The organism is Brevundimonas sp. SL130, from assembly GCF_026625805.1.
In the GTDB taxonomy this organism is placed as follows: Bacteria; Pseudomonadota; Alphaproteobacteria; order Caulobacterales; family Caulobacteraceae; genus Brevundimonas.
The window spans coordinates 3,214,212-3,231,707 of the sequence record NZ_CP113064.1; the positions used below are offsets into that span (position 1 = coordinate 3,214,212).

Consider the following 17,496-nt stretch of genomic DNA (forward strand, 5'->3'; position numbering starts at 1 on the left):
ACGGCGACTCCGTCCGCACGATTTCTCGGTCAAGGGGGAGATACGCAACTGTCAGACAAACGGTCGTCCGGCCGCGCCTTCGCCCAGGCAGTGATCGTAGACCTCGCGGTGCCTAGGCCAGCACACCCTGCCGCCCCACGCTCCGGCGCAACAACCGGCCGACGGATCGGGAATCCGAGGTCTCAGGGCGCGGGCGGCGCTTCCGCGCCCCGATAGGCCGCCCGATCTCCCCAGGGGACGAGCGGCGCGGCGCCCCGCGATCCCGCCGCCGCCCCGTGCGACATCATCCAGGTCTGGACGCGGCCCAAGGCGGCGAAGCCCTGAGCGGTCAGGTCTTCGCCGGTGTGAATCACCTCGAGCAGACAGGCGACTTCGGTCTCCGAGGTCGGAGTCGCAGCGAGCAGCAGGCGCTCGCAGTCGTCGAGCCTCTCCTCGTAGGCGCGTTCGGCCGCGCAACAGGCTTCGTAGGACGGGAATTCATCGGGCGCGAAGCCTTCGAACCGGCGGAGCTCGCCCCATTGGGCGAACAGGACGGCGAAGGTCGAGGTTTGGCTGTCAGCCATGATCAAGTCTCCAGGCCCCGCGCCTGCGACGCGGCGGCCTCTATGGGGTTGGGGTTCAGGCCGGTCTGTTCGGCGCCAGCCGATAGCGGCGCACCACATGGGCTTCGTAGGCGCCGACGAGCAGCACGATCAGCAAAGCGATCCAGGTCGCCAGCCGGACCGTGACGGCCGTCCAGTTGTAGATAAAGGCGGGGCCCAGCGCCGCGAAATGGGTCAGGACCACGGCGATCTGCAGTCCGGCGGCGAACAAGAGCCACCACCGGTCCGCGCGCAAGGCAAGGGCGACTAGGCCGACGGCGCAGCCAAGATCGACCAAGGCGACGCCCCAGCGGAAGTCGTCGATCATCAGATGCTGCGCCAGCGGACTGAGCAGCATGTCGGCCAGCAGAAGCGCCGCGCCCCAGCGATCGGCCCGACCGCCCCAGGCGACCGGAGCCGCCAAGGCCGCCAAACTGACGATCAAGAGCCCCGCCTGAAGCATCAGTCCTCCAGGACCTGCGCCGCAGCTCTGGCCGCCGGCTGCTCCTTGCCTTCCAAAGGGCCGCCGGCGGTGATGGCGATGCCCAGGACGCGCGCGGTGCGCGCCAGCCGATCATGACTGGCCACGAGCCTGGAACGGCCTTCGACGAGGGCGCTTGCCGCCGCGTGGGCGTCGATCAGGGCCTGGTGGCCGGCCTGGGCGGCGAAACGGGCGCCGGCGCGATGCCGGGTCATGTCGTGGGTCAAAAGACTGATCTCGGCCAGGGCCTGATCAACGGCCTGTTCGGCCGTCTGCAGGCGCCGGGCGATGAGATTGGCGAACTCGGTCTTGTCATTCATGGCGAACCTCTCGGCTAGGAAGGCCGCCATGCGTCGAGCGTCGAGAAGATCGTCGTCACTACAGACGTCAGTCCGCCCAGAACGAGCAGCCACAGCGTCGTCACGCCGACGATCACTCCCAGTCGAACGAGCCGGCGCCCCGGCGGCGGCCGCCAAGCGCGGGCGAACCAGGGACGGTCGTCTTTGAGAGACCCCACGCCCGGCAGGTCGGCCGGACGCAGCCGCTCTGGCAGCCGCTCGACCAGTTCCGCATCGGTCATTCCGGCGCCTGGGTATTGAATGCCCAAGGCCTGTGCCGCCGCCCGTCTATGGCTGGTTCCGAGCTTGGCGTTGGCGCTTTGCAGATAATTGGCCACCGTCGAGGGCGTGATGCCCAAGACATCGGCGATCTCCTGGTTGGACAATCTCAGCCCAGCCAGTTGCACGCATTCGATCTCGCGCCGCGTCAATCGCCCCATCGCCCTAGCGTCCGTTCGAAAGCTCGATTCGCCGCCCAAGGCGGCCGGCGAAGCCTAGGTCAGGCCTCGACATCCGCGTCAGCCTCGACGGGAACCTCAGCCAGTTGCCGCACCAGGTCCAGGACCAGCTTCTGGTTCCGAGGCGACAGCTCGGGCGCCAGTCGGGCGATCTCCATCGTCAGTCTTGTGACCGCCTTGCGTGCATCGCGCACGACGCCGTCCGTTTCGCCAAGACCCTCGAAGAAATAGTTCAGATCGACGTTGAGGAAGTCGGCCATTTCCCAAAGGCGCGAGGCAGCGATCCGATTGGCGCCGCGCTCGTATTTCTGGATCTGCTGGAAGGTGACCCCCGCCGCCTGGGCCAGTTGCGCCTGGCTATAACGCAGCATCTGCCGACGTTCGGCCACCCTGCGGCCGACGTGTCGATCAATGGGATTAGGGGCGTCGCCCTCGGGCGTCTTGATCGCGGCTTTAACCATGCGGCCGAGCTAGCCGTGCTCGCGCGCGAGTCGTCAAGTCGCGTGTCGATATCCGCAGTGGAGGCTCGGTCTCGTCTCCCGCGCCCTTGAGCCGGAAACTCTGGGCGAGTGCCGTCCCGCCGAACCTCCGGCGCTCGGGCCCTATCCGCCAAAAGACGGCGGTCTGACGGTTCTAGACGGAATAATATTCCACAGCCGCGCCGGCAATGCGCACCCCGTAATGTCCGCTTCCAACATTGGTGGGGGCGGAAAACGCGATATTTTGCAGGGCCTGCAAAAGGGTTTCGTCCCAGAATTCGGTTTCGCCGAACAGGATCACAGAGGCGGGATTGGCGTGGAACGCGTGCAGGCGGTCGGCGACCTCCTGAACATCATCAATGGTGAAGGGCTCGTCCTGCGCGTTGAACAGGGCGAGATGAATGCCGAAGACCTGGCCTGCGTCCGTCAGTCCGGCCAGCAACAGGCAGGAGGTGATGGTGGAGAAGATGACGCCGCCATTGGCCGACCCATATTCGTCTTCCTGGATGTTGTTGGCGTCGGCCGCCTGGGCGAGCGTGAACACGGCGGGTTGATCGCTGTTCAAGTTCTTCGGTACGGGCGGGTTCGCCCTTGAGGGGGCTGCATAGGGGACGTGCACAGACAGCAGTTCGGTCCGCTCGAACGCCTCGCCCCCCACCCGGCCCTTGACCGAGAGGCGACAGAATAGCCCGCCGGCGACGGCGGCCCCGGCAGCGGGGACGACGGCGCGGTGTTGGCGATCAAAGACCACCGGCGTCTTGGTCTGGATATGGGCGAAGATGTCGCCGCGCGGCAGGAGGGCGTCGCGCACCCGGTGAAGCGCCAGGATCGCCTCCCCGGAGGGATGGCCGGCGTCGCCCAGGCCGAGCGGCGGGGCCGGCGGCAGCGCTTCGGCATGCGCCTTCATCAATGTGGCCAGCGAGGTGCGTGGATAGACGATGTCCGCGACGGCGGCGTCGATCTGCAACCCGTCCGGGACGTCGTCGAAGGCGGCGACAATGTAAAGGGGTTCGCCCTCCACCGGAGGCTGGATCGCACCGAGCGCGAGCGACGGCGCGGGCGTCGTCGGCGCGGCGAAGACCCCGATCGTCACCGGCAGGGCGACAGCGCCTGCGTACATGATCTGGACATACCATTGGCCCGCACGGACGGGCGCCGGCAAATTCCACAGGCAATAGCCGCCGCCGACCAGGCTGGGCTGGGTCGGCAGGGTGATCCCGGGCGGCGCGACCAAGGTGATGCTGATCTGGTTGGGCCCCGGGTTGGGCGAGGCCGTATAGGTCAGGGCCGCATTCTCCCAGACGACGCTGATCTGGGCCTCGGCCAGCCCGGAAGCCAGGGTCGCCGGCTGAAGCCAGAACCCCATCGGCGACACCGGCTTGGCCTGGTTCACGACGGTGATCCACCCGGGTCTTTGACCGCGAATCTGGTTCAGCGCCGTCTGCATGTCGCTGGGGCCCGGCATGTAATAATAGACGCCGCGCGAAACCGTGGCGATCTGGTTCAGCAGGGTCAGGTTGGCCGTGGGGCCCGGCGCACAGACGGAGGTCGGCGTATAGGTGGCCAGCGTCAGGGGATCGACGCCGCCCGGGCTCTGTTGCCCGGTGCTGACGAGAAGGGCGCTGGGCAGCGCGCCGGCCGGCGCCGTCGCGAACACGCCGTACGCCGCCTGCAACCCGGCGCCGATGTTGATGGTCGCGCCGGTGAAGCCGAGCGCATCGACCGCCGCGTCCGCCGCCGTCAGTTGCGACAGGGTGGCGTCCACCACCGCCAGAATATTGGTCGATGGATAGACAATGGCTCCGGCCGCATCGAACGCCGCCACCGCCACAGCGTCATTGGCCAGAAGGTCGTCGATGAAGGCCTTGACGCCGATCGTCGCCGTGGCGGCGAAGCCCGAGCTTTCCATAAGCGCCGAGGTTTCGAGGATCGGCACGACGGCGACTGAGGACATGGGATTTCCCGGACAAGAAAAGGACGTCGCGCAGGACGGCGGATCAGCCGTCGATCACGGGCACGCTGACGAGCTGGGTGCGCTGCACCGCCAGGCCGGATTTTTGCGAATAGCCGGTCGCATGAACCACGAGATTATAGCTCCCGCTCTGCTGGGTGTCGGTCAGCTGCAATTGGCGCGTGGCGTCGCCCGTCGTCGCCAAAGGCGCTTCAAATCGCCGGTAGGGCAGAATGTCGTGCGTGGGGAGATAGAGCCGATGCAGAAGCGCCAACCGACGCTCTGGCGTATCCTGCTCGTGCGCCGGTTCGTCCAGGACCGGCGATAGGGCTTTGAGATCGTCCGCGTATTTGATCAGGGCGTTCTTCACGCTGATCATGGGGGCCATGACCCGTGCGGCCATGGAGGTGACGGTGATCGGCTCGCCGTCGTCATGGACGAGATGAGCGTTCAGGGTCAGGGGCGAGCCCGCCTTGACGAACTCCGGCGTCTCCAGCGTGAGCAGGGCTTCACTGACCCCGGCCGGCGTAAACTCGAACACCCCGGTCGTGACCGACAGGCTGTTCGACGTCCCGGCGTATTGGACATAGACGTTCCAGGTCCCGTTCATGGGATTGCCGACGTCGAAGATGACATAGCCCGGCCCCGAACGATTGGGCGTGATCGGCGAAATCTGTCCATCGGGCTGATACAGGACGATGTAGAGCTGGTTGCCGGTGGGCGACGGATTTGACGAATAGACGAAACTCGGGTCGCTCCAGACCACCCCGACCTGCTGCAGGTCCGGAGTGGATATGGCCGCAGGCAACAGCAGAGACTGCTGCGTCGGCGTCATGGCGGTCAGATAGTTGAGTACGCTCTGGATGCGCGGCTGGCTCGAGCGGATCTGATTGTAGATCTGCATCATGTTCACCGGATAGGCGACGCCGTAATAGAGGCCGTTGGTGCGCGTCGCGACCTGCTGCAACTGAGCCGCATCCACGTAGGAGCCCATGCCGCAGGCGTAGACGGGGAAGCTCGGCGGCACATTGATCGGACTGGTGCCGCAGTTCTGCTGCCCATCGGTCAACAACACCGTCGCCTTGGGCGCGACGCTGGATGCGGTCAGCAGATTGTAACCGGCCTGAATGCCCCCGCCGATATTGGTGCAGTTGCCATTGAAGGTCAGTGTGGAGATGGCCTGGGTCGCGGCGGCGATCTGCGAAAGCGTGGCGTCGACCACGGCCATCTGGCCATTGGGCGCGTAACAGTTGTTGGCGTTGACGTCGTAGTTCACCACCCCGATCGCATCACCGGGAAGGGCGTAGGACACGAAGGCCTTGCTGTCGATCAGGGTGTTGGCGACCCAGGGCGACATGCTCGCCGAGGTGTCGATGATGAGGCAGGCGGACACGGTCACGGTCATGGCGGCTCTCTCGATAAGACGGCGCGGTCAATCGCGCCCTAAAGGGACGGCGGATCAGGCCGGAGGCGTCTGCTGGGGCGCGAGATTGATCATCGGCGCCGACAAATCGGCAGGGTCGATATTGAAGGTGACCTGGCCGGCCGCGGCCGTCGTGGCCGCAGCCACGACCCTGCCCCCGTCCAACAGTTGAAGGTCCACGCCGGGCTCGATGAAACTGTTGTCGTCGAAGAGAAGGGTGACGGTGACGGACATGGCGCTCTCTTGATGCTCTGAAAAACAAGGGCGGGCAGGCAGACTGAACCTGAGCCTGAGGCGGCGGCGCCCAAGCGCCGAAACCCGCTCAAGGATTGGTGTCGATGAAGGTGGTCGTGGCGTTGTCGGCGATCTGGCCCACATAGGTGAACACCGCGCCCTGGAACTCGCGATAGACACGCCGCATCAAGGTCCCGGCCGGCCCGGTCGGCACGCCGGTGAGCATGGGAAAGGCCTGGTTGGCCGCAACCGCGACCGTGGCGCTCCAAGGCCCCGGCGCAGACTCGTACTGCGCCGCGACGAAACTGACCGCATAGCGCACCTGGGCCCCCGCCACCCAGTTCGGCGGCACGGATTGGGCGCTCTGCCAGCCCGAGATGACCGGGCCCGTCGCGGGAGGCGCGGGGAAACCGGTCGGTTGGTTGGGACTGTAGCTCTGCATCAAGGTCAGGGTCGACCAGCCCCACCAGCTGCTGGTCCACGAATAGTCGTTGAGATCATCGACATTGTTGCGGCGGAGAACGACCGAGCCGTCCCAACTGAACAGGGGCGAGATATTGCCGTTAGCCTGGGCCGTCGTGCGGTCGGCGGCCTGGGCCAGGTTGGGGATACGGGCCAAGGCCGCATAGGCGGCGGGCTGAGGGTTGGTCCCATTGACGAAGGCGGCGAAGATTTCGTCGACGGACTCCTGGACCGCGACATCGACCAGGGTTCGATTGGCGAGATCGACGGTGTCGAAATATCGCTTGTCGCCATAGGCGCGCCACGCATTGCCGTGGGCGTTGGTGACATTCAGACCCCAGAGGCAGTTCTCGTCATGCATATAGCGCGACAGCAGTGAGCCGACATTGCTGGGAGTGACGCCTTCGTAGAGCTCCTTGCGGGGCGTGGTGATGTGGCCGCCCGAGAACAGATCCGACAGGAAGTGGTCGGCGAAGGCGTTCATCGCATAGGCGTAGCCGAGCGCCTGCCCCTGCTGGGCGGGCGGCGCCGCGCGCGCCGCCAGCGCCTGGGCCAGCGCAGCGGCGTGGCCGGCTTGATAGGCCAGGACGGCGTGAGCGCCGAAATGGTCCCAGTTCACCGCCGCCAGATTGAGATAGCGCCCCAAGGGCACCCAGGGCGAAATGATCGATCCGCCGCCGGTGATGCGGTTCCATTGTTCCGACAGAGTGTCGCCGAGCGCCGCATAGGCGGACGAGGCGGATTGGCCCTGCTGAAGCGCCGCGTTCACCGCGTCGATCTCGGTCTGCATGACTTGCAGGATTTGGGGGGCCTCCGCCGCTGCCGCCGCCGCGACCGCCAGGGAATTATAGGCGTTAGTGAACCGCGTAACCCGGTCCGCTGCGGTCGCGCCGTCCGAAATCGGCGCATCCGGCAGGCCGTAGAAATCCCCGCCGAGAGAGACGATCTGCCCGTAAGTCAGGCGCAAGCCATTGGGGAGCGGGATCGCCAGGCTGTAGGCGGGAATGCCAGGCTCAGATGCGGAAAAATACAGAAAGGCGCTGTCGCCGATCGCCGTGTGCTCTCCGCCCTCGAACATTACATTCTGCGGGGCGCCGACAAGCGTCGGCGGGCCGTCCCAGCGCTGGGCGAGGGAATGTTTGACGTTGCGCGTCGGGGGTTCGGGCAGGATCAGGACCACCGGCGCGGTGGTGCAGGTCAAGGCGATCCCCGCGCCTGCGAGGTCGTCGAGCGATCCGAGCGACAGACATCCCTGCTGCTTGGCTGCGATCACGATCGGATTGGTCGCCGGATCGCCCCTCAAAAGCGACAGGGGGGGGAGAGGCGTCAGCGCGTTCAGGCATTACGGCAACCCTTAGTGAGCGAAGGCGGCGAACGAATGCAACTGACGGTAAGTTGCGCTTGATCCAGGGCGCGCACAAGCTCAATTCTGGTTGTGATTTAAAATAGTTCTGATTGTGCATTGCCGCAAACCCTGTTCGGTCTGCCCCGTCGGCCGAAGCCTGGTCCTGCCGATCGGAAATGCGCCTCATACCTATCCGAGATCGAAGGCCGGTCGGGCGACGACGACGGCGCATCCGCCTTCACGCCCTTCGGGCCGAACGCTCAGGATGGCTTCCTGGTGGGCCGGCCTGAAGGCCAGCCGGACTTAGGGCTCCGCCCTCGGCGCACTTCGGCACGCCTTCCGCCCCGCTTCGGTCCTGGCGAGGGGCGTCGATCTCTCCCGAGACCCAAGGCCCTGCAGCCGGGTCCCCGCGAAGGCGCACCTCCGTTTGCACACCCGCTGCTCGCCGCGAGGCAGGGTTTCAGGCGCGCAGTTCGCGTGCCTGTAACCCCTGCCAAAAGGAAGCAGAGCCATGACGGCGCAATCCACCCATCCCGCTCCGACGCCCGCGACAGACGCGGGCGCGATCCTGGGGACGACCTTGGTCGTTCCCTTGAACCGGCTGAAGGCCTCGCCGAAGAATGCAAGAAAGACGCCCCATGCGGCGGCGACCCTCGAAGCCCTGGCGGCCTCGATCAAGGCCAAGGGGGTGTTGCAGCCGCCCGTGGTCGAGATCGATCGCCGCGCCGATGGAAGTCCGACCGGCGACTACCTCGTCACCATCGGCGAGGGGCGCCGTCTTGCCCTGCGGCTGCTCGCCAAGCGCAAGACCCTCAAGCGCGCCCATCCGGTTCGCGTGAGCGTGGACGAGACCAACGACGCCCATGAGATTTCGCTCGACGAAAACATCACCCGCGAAGCCATGCACCCCGCCGACCAGTTCGAAGCCTTCAAGCGTGTGGCGGACGAGAAGGGCTGGGGCGCCGAAGAGATCGCCGCCCGGTTCGGGGTCTCGGCCCAGACCGTGCGCCAGCGGATGCGATTGGGCGCGGTGGCGCCGGAGCTGATCGCCGCCTATCGCGCGGGCGACGTGTCTCTGGACCAGTTGATGGCCTTCGGCGTCAGCGACGACCATGCCCGGCAACGCCAGGTCTATGAACAGACCGGTCCCTATGCGGCGCCCTATGTGATCCGTCGCGCCATGACCGAGGCCAAGGTGCGGGCCGACGACCGGCGCGCCCGCTTCGTCGGCGTCGAAGCCTATACGGCGGCGGGCGGCGGCGTCCTGCGCGACCTCTTCACCGAGGACGGGGGCGGATGGTTCGAAGACGTGGCCCTGCTGGACCGGCTGGCCGAGGCCAAACTCGCCGCCTTGGCGGACGAGGTCCGCCAAGGCGAGGCCTGGAAATGGGCCGAGGGGCGGATCGACATGGCCTATGACGCCCGCTTCGGACGGGTCTGGCCCGAGGCCGTGGTCCGCACCCCGGACGAGGCGGCGGCGGTGGCGGCCTTGGCCGAGGAATACGACCGGCTGATCGCCGAGGCGGACGAGGACGAGGGATTGAGCGAAAGCGCCGACGCCCGGCTCGAAGCCCTCGACCGCGAACTGCAAGCCTATGGACCGGCGTATGACTATCCGGCCGAGGCCAAGGCGCGGGCGGGCGTCCTGGTGATCCTGGGCCACGACGGGACGGCGCGGTTCGAACGGGGTCTGGTGCGGACCGAGGACGTGCTGGCTTCGCCTGAAACCGAGGATAAAGGCGCGGGTTCCGGCGAGGACGCGGCGTCCGAAGAGCGGGGAGCGGACGAACGGGACGCGCCGTCGGGCTTGGCGTCCGAACCGCCTTCGGCCGACAGCGGCGCGCCCTTGTCGGATCGGTTGATCATCGATTTGAGCGCCCACAAGACCATGGGGCTGCGCGACGCCCTCCAGACCCAACCCATCCTGGCCTTGACGGCGGTGGTCCATGTCCTGGCCCTGTCGGTCTTCTATCCGGTCTATGATCCGCCGACGCCCTTGCAGTTACGGCTGACCAAGACGGGCCTGGAAAAGGCGGCGCCCGGCGTCTCCGAGACCCCGGCCGGGCGGCGCGTGGCCGAGCGTGGCGAGGCCTGGGCGGTGCGCTTGCCAGACAAGGCGGCGGACCTGTGGGCGGCCCTGGTGGAGATGTCGGGGTCGGACCTGCTGGACCTCCTGGCCTATTGCGCCGGATTGAGCGTCCAGGCCGTGCGCGATCCCCACGACCGTCATCCGGCGGCCTGGGCGCAGGCCGAGGTCCTGGCCACGGCCTGCGGTCTGGACATGACCCAGACGTGGCGCGCGACGGCGGCGTCCTATTTCGGGCGGGTGTCCAAGGCGCGTGTGCTGGAGGCCGTGGGCGAGGCTGTCGATGCGGAACAGGCCGGGCGATTGGCCGGGATGAAGAAGGCCGACATGGCCGAGGCCGCCGAAGGGCTTGTGGCAGGGACGGGCTGGCTGCCGCCGATGCTGCGCACCGCGCCCGCCAACCCACAGGGCGAGGCGAAGGCGCCGCATGACCCCAGTCAAGTCGGCGGCGAAGCCGGGCAAGAAGCCGGTGATCCTGACGCCGATCCGTTCGCCGCCGAATAAGCGTTCTATAGGGTGAGGCCGCGCGCTTCGGCGCGCGGCCTTGCGGTCTTCGCCTTGCAGAAGGGCGCCAAAGGGCTTTGGTCTGGAGGACTGTCCGATGTCGTTGACCGAAGGCGCGCCACGCGTCTTGGTCGGCGCTCGCCTCTCGTCGCGACATAGACCGCGAAGAAGGGTCAGGTCTGTCGCATGGAACGCGGATTCGACCGCAAGCGCGTCACGGCCGCGCACCCTGGCCCCGGTCCATGCTGTCGATGTGAACCGGGCGGGCTGAACCCTCGCCGACGCCGTGCGCTCCGCTGCGCGGCCAGATCAGGCTGAAGCCGCCGTCGATCTCGAACAGGCAGGCGTAGATCGGGGCCGGAAAGCGCGGGTCGTCGAGCTTGACCGAGAGATAGTCGCCGTTCGCCAAGCGGTCCATTGTCTACGTTCCGGACGCTGATCGCCGTGGCCGCCCAACGGAAATCGGGCGGATATCGTCGTCGTTTCGAGCCTCTGCTCCCCACAAGCCCTCTTCGGAAATGAGCCTGTGCAGCGCGCCGGAGCCGCGTCGGAGGAGGCGTATTCCGGCCGGTGCGTCTCATCGCCGTCTCTCGCAACCGGCCGCGCCGCGCGGACCTCTCTTGGCCTGATCTGGCCGACCCGCCGCCGGTCGCCGCAACCTTGCCGACGACTTTCTTCCCCGGCCTTCGGCCTTCCTCGCGCAACAAGAAAGCCGTCGTCTTGCGGTCCTCCGCTTCACTTCGGGGCCCATGACGCCCTGCGGGCGCGGGCCTGCGGACCGGCGTCGGGTCGGCCTGTCGATCGCCATCGAGGCCGCGGCTGGCGTGGCCCGATCAGCAAAGGAGAGACTGACATGGCGACCATTGGAACCTTCACCCTCACGGACGGCGCCTATTCCGGCGCGATCAAGACCCTGACCCTGAATGTGCGCAACGCCCAGCTTCGGCCCAACGAGAAGGCCGACGACAAGGCCCCCGACTACCGCATGTTCGCCGGCGCCACGGAGTTCGGCGCAGCCTGGAAAAAGACCAGCCAGGCCAACCGCGACTATCTCTCGGTCAAGCTCGACGACCCGAGCTTCCCGGCCCCGATCTACGCCTCCCTGGTCGAGGTCGACGGCGGGTTCAGCCTGATCTGGTCAAGGAACTGAGCAGAAGGCGGCGGCGCCGAGGCGCCGCCGCCTTCCCCTTCAACCCCATGCCTGGAGAGGACGTCCTGACCCGTCTGAGCGGTTTCACTCGCCCCGATGTCCACGCCGACCTCGCCGATCTCGAACGCGGCGTCCGCGCCTGGCCCCCGCGCGGGACCAAGACCGGCGTAGGCCGACCCCCGCGCCACGACGGCCAAACCTATCACAGGACCAAGGTCAGTCTCCTTTGGACTGACGCCGCGAGCAGGGCTTCGCGCGCCCGACCTTGATGAGCTTTCGTCAGCGACGGCGCGGCAGTTTTGCAAAGCGCGTCGGCCTCTCGGGCTATATTATTGTTTTCGGTAATTTTAGAGCCGTTTGCCCGTTTCACCGCTGCAATTTACCGTTTAAAGTAAAATCAGTTGATAAAGGTCGAGCGACGGATTATTTTTATCCAATACGATAAAGGAAGACGCCGTGAGCGATGAACTCAGCGCCGCGCTTGCCGAAGTGGGCTCCCGTATTCGCAAGGCGCGCGAGACCAGCGGCTTGAACCTTCATGAACTGGCGCGTCTCAGCGGCATCAGCGCGCCGGCCCTGTCTCTCATCGAAACCGGAAAGCGCGACCTGCGCATCACGACCCTGTATCGGATCGCCGGCGCTCTCCGCCTCCGCGCGGGCGACCTGGTCGAGGACAGACCGGGCGCCGATCTGGGCGCCGATCCGGCCGCCGCCGTCGCGAGCGGCCAAGGCTATGACCTTGAGGACTACAGATGACCGACCCGGTTCCTGTCTGGTTCGACGATCTGAACCTCGGCGCCGTCACAGTCGGCGAGGATGGGGCGCTATCGTTTGATTATACGCAGCGATGGCTCGAGACCGGGGGAGCCTTTGCGCTATCCCTGACCATGCCGTTGGGCGACGGGCCGTTCGGATCGGACATCATCTCGCCCTGGCTCGCCAACCTCCTGCCCGAAGAACGCCAGTTGGCGGTCCTCACGCGCGCGTTCGGCCTGGACCGGGCGGACACCTTGGCCCTGCTCAAGGTGATCGGCGGCGACACCGCCGGCGCCCTGTCGTTCAGCCTCCCCTCCGAGGCGTCGAAATGGGCCTATACGCCGCTGACCGAATTCTACCGGATCGAGGCCCCCCAGGCGGCGCTCGAACGGCATTTCGAGGACCTGCGGAGCCGGCCGTTTCTCGCGGGTGAAGACGGGGTCCGTCTCTCCCTGGCCGGGGGGCAGGAAAAATCCGCCCTGGCGCTCCTGGACCCCACGGGCGTCCCTGTCCTGCGGTTGCCGCAGCCGGGAGACGTCCTCGCCATCCCGCGCCATGGCGCGCCCTCGACCCTCATCCTGAAGCCGGACAATCCCAATCTCCCCGGCATCGTCGAAAACGAGACCTATTGCCTGCGTCTGGCCCAGGCCATCGGGATCGAGACGGCCAAGGTCACCCTCCTTGCCGCCGGTCGCCGCAAGGCGATCTGCGTCCTGCGCTACGACCGACGACTCAGCCGCGCCCACCGGGTTCAACGTTTGCATCAGGAAGACTTCGCCCAGGCGAACGGTGTGCCGCCCGGGCGAAAATATGAGCGCGGCACGCTGCGAGGGCCGGATCTGAAGACCCTGCTGGGGACCGGGCGCCGGCTTTCGCCGAGCGACGCCCTGTCCCTTCTGGACCAGCTGATCTTCAATATCCTCGTCGCCAATACCGACGCGCATGCAAAAAACTATTCGCTTCTGCTGCCCGTCGGGGCCGGTCCGCGCTTGGCGCCGCTTTATGATGTCTCGACCGTCCTGCCCTGGCCCGACGTCGTCCAATATTTCGCGCAGAATATCGACGGCCGAAAACGCAAGCCCGGCGATGTGGACGGGCGCCATTGGGACGCCATCGCCGAAGCGTGCGGCTACCGTCCAGCGGACGTCCGAAAGCGGGTCCAGGAACTCGTGGATCGCATGGTGGCGCAACGCGCGGCGACGGCCTTGGCTGTTGCGAGCCTGCCCGGGAGCGCGCCCGGCTATGTCGAGGAGGCCGCGACCCTGATCGAAACCAACGCCCTTCGTATCGGAGGACGTCTGCGCACGGCGCCGCCCCGAGGCGGCGAAGACCGCTCCCAAGGCGATTGAGAGCCGCGTTTTGGGCGTCGGAGCGTCGTCCACATGGATTCGCCGATGCGAGCCTTGCGCTGTGCGACGGCGGCTCGACCCTCTAGTGGCCAGGAGAAGTCGGCCCTCGCCTCTTCGCTTGGAACCCGCGCCCGCGCCTCCAGCACCGATCGCGGCTAGGGGGTCCTCGCGGCGCAAGCCGCTACAACGCCGGACAAACTGACGGCCTTCCAGGCGGCGGTGGACGCCATCATCGCCGCCGCCGCCGCCCATGCCGAGCATGCCGTCGTAATGTTGAACGCCGCCGCCGGAACGCTCGAACCCACGGGCTGATCGGCAAGATACGGCCGATGCCCCGGCGGCATCGCCTGATGCCGGCGCGCCCGCTATCGACCGCGCCCTCTTCGCGAAATCCTGCCCGCATCCGGCGCGTCGCCCTCCAGCGCCGCGCCAGCGTCCCAGGAGATCGCCATGACCGACGCCTTCACGCCCCTGCCCCCGCGCTTCCTGCGCACCCCCGAAGCCGCCCGCCATCTCGGCCTGTCCGGCCGCACCCTTGAGAAGCATCGCTGCTACGGCACCGGTCCCGTCTATCGCAAGATCGGGGGACGGGTCGTCTATGCGGTTTCAGACCTCCAGGCCTGGGCGGATCGCGGCGCGCGCACTGCGACCGACCTGCCCGGCGCCAACCCGGTCCTGCCCGCGCGGCGCTCCGGATCGACGAACCCGTCCTCGTCCGGATCGGTGCGATGAACGCCGCGCGCTCCGGGCCCGAAACGGCCGATCCGGTGCGAGCGCCGCGCCCCACGCCGCCGCTGACGCTCGCCGTCCAGGCCGGTCCGGTTCCGCGAGACGCCCTGACCTGGGTCGAACTGATCGACGACGAAGGCCGCACCGAGCGCTGGATCCGCTTCGGCGCCGTGGTCGAAACCCATGCCGTCAGCCGCCGCAACCGCTTCGTCGCCTTCGCCCCCGGCGCCGTCTTCGCCTATGTCCGTTGGGCGTGCGGGCCGCGCGGCGCTCTCGGCGCCCGGCTCGATATCCTCCAGGCGGTCTATCGCACCGGCGCCCGGGTCGCCGTCCCCGGCGTCACGCCCGGCGCCGTCAGCCTTCTGCGGCTGAACGGTTGGGGCCGCGTGCGCCACGCCCTCGCCGTGATCGACGCCGTCGCCGAAACCGGCGTCGCCTTGGAAGCGGTCGCACCCGATCACTGGCGCCACGTCCATAACCGCATGACCGCCGGGCTGGCGCCCCAAGCCTATACCCAGGTTCGCCACCGCGCTCTGAAATTGCGTCAGGCCCTGGGCGCGGCGGTGCGGACATGACCGCCCGGCGTCGGCAAGACCGCCGATTCCCGATCCTCGGCGCATCTCTGCTCGCGCTCTGCGCCATGGTCTTTTCCGGCCTTGCAGATCCCACGCCGCGCCTGATCTGGAACGCCAGCGCCAGCGCCCCGATCGGCCTCTATCGCCTCGATCCGGACGCGCCTGTCGCCCTCGGCGCCCGCGTCGCCTATCGGCCGACGCCGGACCAGGCCCGCCTGTTCGCCCAGCGCCGCTATCTTCCCGCCGGCCTGCCCCTGCTCAAACCCGTCGCCGCCGTCACGCCGTCGCGCGTCTGCCGCGACGGCGACGCGCTCAGGATCGACGACCGGATCGTCGCTCGCGCCCGGCGGACCGACCGCGCGGGCCGCCCCCTGCCGGTCTGGTCGGGATGTCGAAGCCTGACACCCGACACGGTGTTCCTGTTGGCCGCGACGCCGGACTCGCTCGACGGACGCTATTTGGGGCCCGTGAGGTGCGACCGGATCCTCGGCCCTGTCACGCCCCTGTGGATCCGCGAGCCGGTCCGATGAGGCGTTCGAATCGCGTCGCCCTCCTGCTCCTGGCGCTCCTCGCCTTGAGCGACCGCGCCGCCGCCCAGGCCTCCGTCGGCGCAGCCGAGCGGTCGGCTGGGTGGACGCAGCCGGCGTCCGCCCTGGCGGATTTGGACGCGATAATCGTGGAGGCCGCGCACCGGTTCGGCGTGCCGCAAGCCTGGATCCGGGCCGTGATCCGCGCCGAAAGCGACTTCGATCCGCACGCCGTCTCGTCGGCCGGCGCCCAGGGTCTGATGCAGCTGATGCCCGCCACCTATGCCGAACTGCGCGCCCGCCACGGGCTCGGCGCAGACCCGTTTTCACCGCGCGACAACATCCTCGCCGGCGCCGCCTATCTGCGGGTCCTGCATGATCGCTTCGGCGAGACGGGCGTGCTGGCGGCCTAGAGCGTGACCAGACAGCGCCGCCGCGTCCTTGGTGGAAAGCCACTCTCGCACTGCTTGTCATCGCCGATGAAGCGGCCAGAGACATGGGATTTGAGACCGGCTCTCCCAAGTCCGCTCAAGCTGCGACCGCTGAAGCGCCCATGCGGGCCAGGATCGCTAACAGTGGTAAGGTGAATACCCTGTCGAAGGCGCAGCAGGACCACGTCTGCGTCTTGCCGAAAAGCCGCACGCCTAAGGTCGGCTGCACCCTAAGATCGCTCTCACATAATCTTGCTCTGCTTCCTTCCCGGGGGCTGGCGCGGGCCTATTGGAGCCCGCCTCCTCCGCTCCGGCAGGGCGACACTATCCCCAGCATAGCCAACCCGTTTAATCTGATCGTCATCCCGGCACCTTTCACGATCCGCGCTCGCGCCTTCACGGGCACGCCCGCTGCGGATGCGACCTGGGGCTGGTTCCATGTCGAACCGCACTGGTGCCCTCGCAGTGGCGAGGCCGAGAAAATCGAGGCTGGCTTTGACGCCTTCTGGGCTTTTGTTGCCTCGATCATCGAGCGGGCGAAAGAAGACGTCGGTGTTGTCCACGGGCTGGTCTTCCCCGAAGCCAGCCTGAGCAACGAGGTGTTTCGCAAGCTCTGCGAACGGCTCGAAGACCTGGATCAGTTCGAGCTCGTCGTCGCGGGACTGTTTGATGCGCCTGACGGCGCCGGCGGTATCCGCGACGGCAATTTTGCGGGCATGGCGCGTCGTCATTGCGGGCGCGACGGCAAGATGCAGTTCGATTTTTCGACGCGAGAAAAACATCATCGCTGGCGCGTCGATAAGAGTCAGATCGAGGCCTATGCGCTCGGATCGGCGCTCGACGCCAGCCTCGGCTGGTGGGAGCACATCGACATCCTCAGCCGGAGCCTGGACATCTTCGTCCTACGAGGTGGTGCGACCGTGACGACCTTGATCTGTGAGGATCTGGCTCGGAACGACCCCTGTCAGGAACTGGTCCGCGGCGTAGGCCCTAATCTTGTATTTGCTCTGTTGATGGACGGCCCCCAACTTCGTGATCGTTGGCCTGCGCGTTACGCCACCGTATTGGCAGAAGATCCAGGTTCGTCCGTCCTGACCGTAACCTCCATGGGCCTAATCCAGCGGTCTAACGCATCAGGTCAATTTCCCCCGAGTGGCAAAGTCGCCCTTTGGCGCGACGATACGGGCCGAACTGTCGAGCTGTCGCTACCGACCGGATCGCACGGCCTATGCCTGACGCTCCAACCAACCCAGCTCACAGAGCGTACTCTGGACGGGCGTGACGATGAAGGCGGTGCTCAATCGTGGCGATTGACCGGGATTTTACCGGTCAAAGGAAATACCAACGAGGAGATTCTCGCCGGTGATTGGCCGACGAAGCGACCCTAAGCCGCCAACGGCCGGTCGTCAGACGTATCGACCTCGTCTTGCGCCGGCGCCATCTCGAGCGCGACTGCGTACGACGCATGGCCCATCATATCTTCGAGGCGTTCGAGCGCTTCGCGATTTTGCTCGAGGAAGGCTTCGCCATATTCCAACATATGTATCCTCCTTCAGAACGTCCTACGTACACGACAATCGCAAACGCTTCACGAACGTGAAAATAAACCTCTTATTGGCGACGTCAAACTCCAACGT

Annotated in this window: 19 protein-coding genes and 1 pseudogene; 9 read left to right on the forward strand and 11 right to left on the reverse strand. The window is 66.8% G+C overall.

Features of this window, described 5'->3' with window-relative positions; genetic code table 11:
* Positions 1-182: 182 nt before the first annotated feature.
* The 9 genes from OU998_RS15600 to OU998_RS15640 all read right to left on the reverse strand — a co-directional run bounded on the left by OU998_RS15600 (position 183) and on the right by OU998_RS15640 (position 7,680).
* Complete coding sequence (locus OU998_RS15600) at positions 183-563, reverse strand: hypothetical protein (RefSeq protein WP_267514571.1); 381 nt, start codon at positions 561-563, stop codon at positions 183-185.
* A 55-nt stretch (positions 564-618) separates the two neighbouring features.
* Positions 619-1,044 carry a hypothetical protein gene (locus OU998_RS15605; protein ID WP_267514572.1) on the reverse strand — a complete coding sequence of 142 codons (426 nt, stop codon included), beginning with the start codon at positions 1,042-1,044 and terminating at the stop codon, positions 619-621.
* Positions 1,044-1,382, reverse strand: a complete 339-nt coding sequence (locus OU998_RS15610; protein ID WP_267514573.1) for a hypothetical protein — start codon at positions 1,380-1,382, stop codon at positions 1,044-1,046. Before OU998_RS15610 ends, OU998_RS15605 begins: the two co-directional genes overlap by 1 nt.
* Before the next feature lie 14 nt (positions 1,383-1,396).
* Entirely contained in the window at positions 1,397-1,840 is a 444-nt protein-coding gene (locus tag OU998_RS15615) for a response regulator transcription factor (RefSeq protein WP_267514574.1), read from the reverse strand.
* Positions 1,841-1,899: 59 nt separating this feature from the next.
* On the reverse strand, positions 1,900-2,319 hold the full coding sequence (locus tag OU998_RS15620; protein ID WP_267514575.1) for a helix-turn-helix domain-containing protein: 420 nt from the start codon (positions 2,317-2,319) through the stop codon (positions 1,900-1,902).
* A gap of 172 nt (positions 2,320-2,491) precedes the next feature.
* Positions 2,492-4,291 carry a hypothetical protein gene (locus OU998_RS15625; protein WP_267514576.1) on the reverse strand — a complete coding sequence of 600 codons (1,800 nt, stop codon included), beginning with the start codon at positions 4,289-4,291 and terminating at the stop codon, positions 2,492-2,494.
* Positions 4,292-4,334: 43 nt separating this feature from the next.
* Positions 4,335-5,693 carry a vWA domain-containing protein gene (locus OU998_RS15630; protein ID WP_267514577.1) on the reverse strand — a complete coding sequence of 453 codons (1,359 nt, stop codon included), beginning with the start codon at positions 5,691-5,693 and terminating at the stop codon, positions 4,335-4,337.
* Positions 5,694-5,747: 54 nt separating this feature from the next.
* Positions 5,748-5,945, reverse strand: a complete 198-nt coding sequence (locus OU998_RS15635) for a hypothetical protein (protein ID WP_267514578.1) — start codon at positions 5,943-5,945, stop codon at positions 5,748-5,750.
* Between the two features lie 88 nt (positions 5,946-6,033).
* Positions 6,034-7,680 carry a hypothetical protein gene (locus tag OU998_RS15640; RefSeq protein WP_267514579.1) on the reverse strand — a complete coding sequence of 549 codons (1,647 nt, stop codon included), beginning with the start codon at positions 7,678-7,680 and terminating at the stop codon, positions 6,034-6,036.
* Between the two features lie 583 nt (positions 7,681-8,263).
* Here OU998_RS15640 and OU998_RS15645 point away from each other — a divergent pair.
* Entirely contained in the window at positions 8,264-10,342 is a 2,079-nt protein-coding gene (locus OU998_RS15645) for a ParB/RepB/Spo0J family partition protein (protein WP_267514580.1), read from the forward strand.
* A gap of 298 nt (positions 10,343-10,640) precedes the next feature.
* Here OU998_RS15645 and OU998_RS15650 read toward each other — a convergent pair.
* Positions 10,641-10,739, reverse strand: a pseudogene (locus OU998_RS15650) (DUF736 family protein); the annotation flags it as partial.
* Positions 10,740-11,195: 456 nt separating this feature from the next.
* On the opposite strand from OU998_RS15650, the gene OU998_RS15655 reads away from it, so the two are divergent.
* From OU998_RS15655 to OU998_RS15690, 8 genes are all read left to right on the forward strand, one after another.
* The gene (locus tag OU998_RS15655) at positions 11,196-11,492 is read left to right on the forward strand and encodes a DUF736 domain-containing protein (RefSeq protein WP_267514581.1); all 297 of its coding nucleotides are present in this window, start codon (positions 11,196-11,198) and stop codon (positions 11,490-11,492) included.
* 456 nt (positions 11,493-11,948) lie between these two features.
* Positions 11,949-12,248, forward strand: a complete 300-nt coding sequence (locus tag OU998_RS15660; protein ID WP_267514582.1) for a helix-turn-helix domain-containing protein — start codon at positions 11,949-11,951, stop codon at positions 12,246-12,248.
* Complete coding sequence (locus OU998_RS15665) at positions 12,245-13,597, forward strand: type II toxin-antitoxin system HipA family toxin (RefSeq protein WP_267514583.1); 1,353 nt, start codon at positions 12,245-12,247, stop codon at positions 13,595-13,597. Before OU998_RS15660 ends, OU998_RS15665 begins: the two co-directional genes overlap by 4 nt.
* Before the next feature lie 450 nt (positions 13,598-14,047).
* The gene (locus OU998_RS15670) at positions 14,048-14,329 is read left to right on the forward strand and encodes a helix-turn-helix transcriptional regulator (RefSeq protein WP_267514584.1); all 282 of its coding nucleotides are present in this window, start codon (positions 14,048-14,050) and stop codon (positions 14,327-14,329) included.
* Positions 14,326-14,901 carry a DUF2840 domain-containing protein gene (locus OU998_RS15675; RefSeq protein ID WP_267514585.1) on the forward strand — a complete coding sequence of 192 codons (576 nt, stop codon included), beginning with the start codon at positions 14,326-14,328 and terminating at the stop codon, positions 14,899-14,901. The genes OU998_RS15670 and OU998_RS15675 overlap by 4 nt, the downstream gene beginning before the upstream one ends.
* A complete protein-coding gene (locus OU998_RS15680; protein WP_267514586.1) occupies positions 14,898-15,431 on the forward strand; it encodes a S26 family signal peptidase in 534 nt (177 codons plus the stop codon). Before OU998_RS15675 ends, OU998_RS15680 begins: the two co-directional genes overlap by 4 nt.
* Complete coding sequence (locus tag OU998_RS15685) at positions 15,428-15,841, forward strand: lytic transglycosylase domain-containing protein (RefSeq protein WP_267514587.1); 414 nt, start codon at positions 15,428-15,430, stop codon at positions 15,839-15,841. Before OU998_RS15680 ends, OU998_RS15685 begins: the two co-directional genes overlap by 4 nt.
* A gap of 83 nt (positions 15,842-15,924) precedes the next feature.
* Positions 15,925-17,247, forward strand: a complete 1,323-nt coding sequence (locus OU998_RS15690; RefSeq protein WP_267514588.1) for a hypothetical protein — start codon at positions 15,925-15,927, stop codon at positions 17,245-17,247.
* Here OU998_RS15690 and OU998_RS15695 read toward each other — a convergent pair.
* The gene (locus tag OU998_RS15695) at positions 17,244-17,399 is read right to left on the reverse strand and encodes a hypothetical protein (RefSeq protein WP_267514589.1); all 156 of its coding nucleotides are present in this window, start codon (positions 17,397-17,399) and stop codon (positions 17,244-17,246) included. The two genes, OU998_RS15690 and OU998_RS15695, sit on opposite strands and share 4 nt — an antisense overlap.
* Between the last annotated feature and the right edge of the window lie 97 nt (positions 17,400-17,496).

What these genes read in the sequence shown, in the direction of transcription:
- OU998_RS15630 (WP_267514577.1), bottom strand. Translation starts at nt 5,693, where the DNA reads ATGACCGTGACCGTGTCCGCCTGCCTCATCATCGACACCTCGGCGAGC.
- OU998_RS15620 (WP_267514575.1), bottom strand. Translation starts at nt 2,319, where the DNA reads ATGGTTAAAGCCGCGATCAAGACGCCCGAGGGCGACGCCCCTAATCCC.
- OU998_RS15635 (WP_267514578.1), bottom strand. Translation starts at nt 5,945, where the DNA reads ATGTCCGTCACCGTCACCCTTCTCTTCGACGACAACAGTTTCATCGAG.
- OU998_RS15690 (WP_267514588.1), top strand. Translation starts at nt 15,925, where the DNA reads ATGGGATTTGAGACCGGCTCTCCCAAGTCCGCTCAAGCTGCGACCGCT.
- OU998_RS15625 (WP_267514576.1), bottom strand. Translation starts at nt 4,291, where the DNA reads ATGTCCTCAGTCGCCGTCGTGCCGATCCTCGAAACCTCGGCGCTTATG.
- OU998_RS15615 (WP_267514574.1), bottom strand. Translation starts at nt 1,840, where the DNA reads ATGGGGCGATTGACGCGGCGCGAGATCGAATGCGTGCAACTGGCTGGG.
- OU998_RS15665 (WP_267514583.1), top strand. Translation starts at nt 12,245, where the DNA reads ATGACCGACCCGGTTCCTGTCTGGTTCGACGATCTGAACCTCGGCGCC.
- OU998_RS15645 (WP_267514580.1), top strand. Translation starts at nt 8,264, where the DNA reads ATGACGGCGCAATCCACCCATCCCGCTCCGACGCCCGCGACAGACGCG.
- OU998_RS15695 (WP_267514589.1), bottom strand. Translation starts at nt 17,399, where the DNA reads ATGTTGGAATATGGCGAAGCCTTCCTCGAGCAAAATCGCGAAGCGCTC.
- OU998_RS15685 (WP_267514587.1), top strand. Translation starts at nt 15,428, where the DNA reads ATGAGGCGTTCGAATCGCGTCGCCCTCCTGCTCCTGGCGCTCCTCGCC.
- OU998_RS15680 (WP_267514586.1), top strand. Translation starts at nt 14,898, where the DNA reads ATGACCGCCCGGCGTCGGCAAGACCGCCGATTCCCGATCCTCGGCGCA.
- OU998_RS15610 (WP_267514573.1), bottom strand. Translation starts at nt 1,382, where the DNA reads ATGAATGACAAGACCGAGTTCGCCAATCTCATCGCCCGGCGCCTGCAG.
- OU998_RS15605 (WP_267514572.1), bottom strand. Translation starts at nt 1,044, where the DNA reads ATGCTTCAGGCGGGGCTCTTGATCGTCAGTTTGGCGGCCTTGGCGGCT.
- OU998_RS15600 (WP_267514571.1), bottom strand. Translation starts at nt 563, where the DNA reads ATGGCTGACAGCCAAACCTCGACCTTCGCCGTCCTGTTCGCCCAATGG.
- OU998_RS15670 (WP_267514584.1), top strand. Translation starts at nt 14,048, where the DNA reads ATGACCGACGCCTTCACGCCCCTGCCCCCGCGCTTCCTGCGCACCCCC.
- OU998_RS15675 (WP_267514585.1), top strand. Translation starts at nt 14,326, where the DNA reads ATGAACGCCGCGCGCTCCGGGCCCGAAACGGCCGATCCGGTGCGAGCG.
- OU998_RS15655 (WP_267514581.1), top strand. Translation starts at nt 11,196, where the DNA reads ATGGCGACCATTGGAACCTTCACCCTCACGGACGGCGCCTATTCCGGC.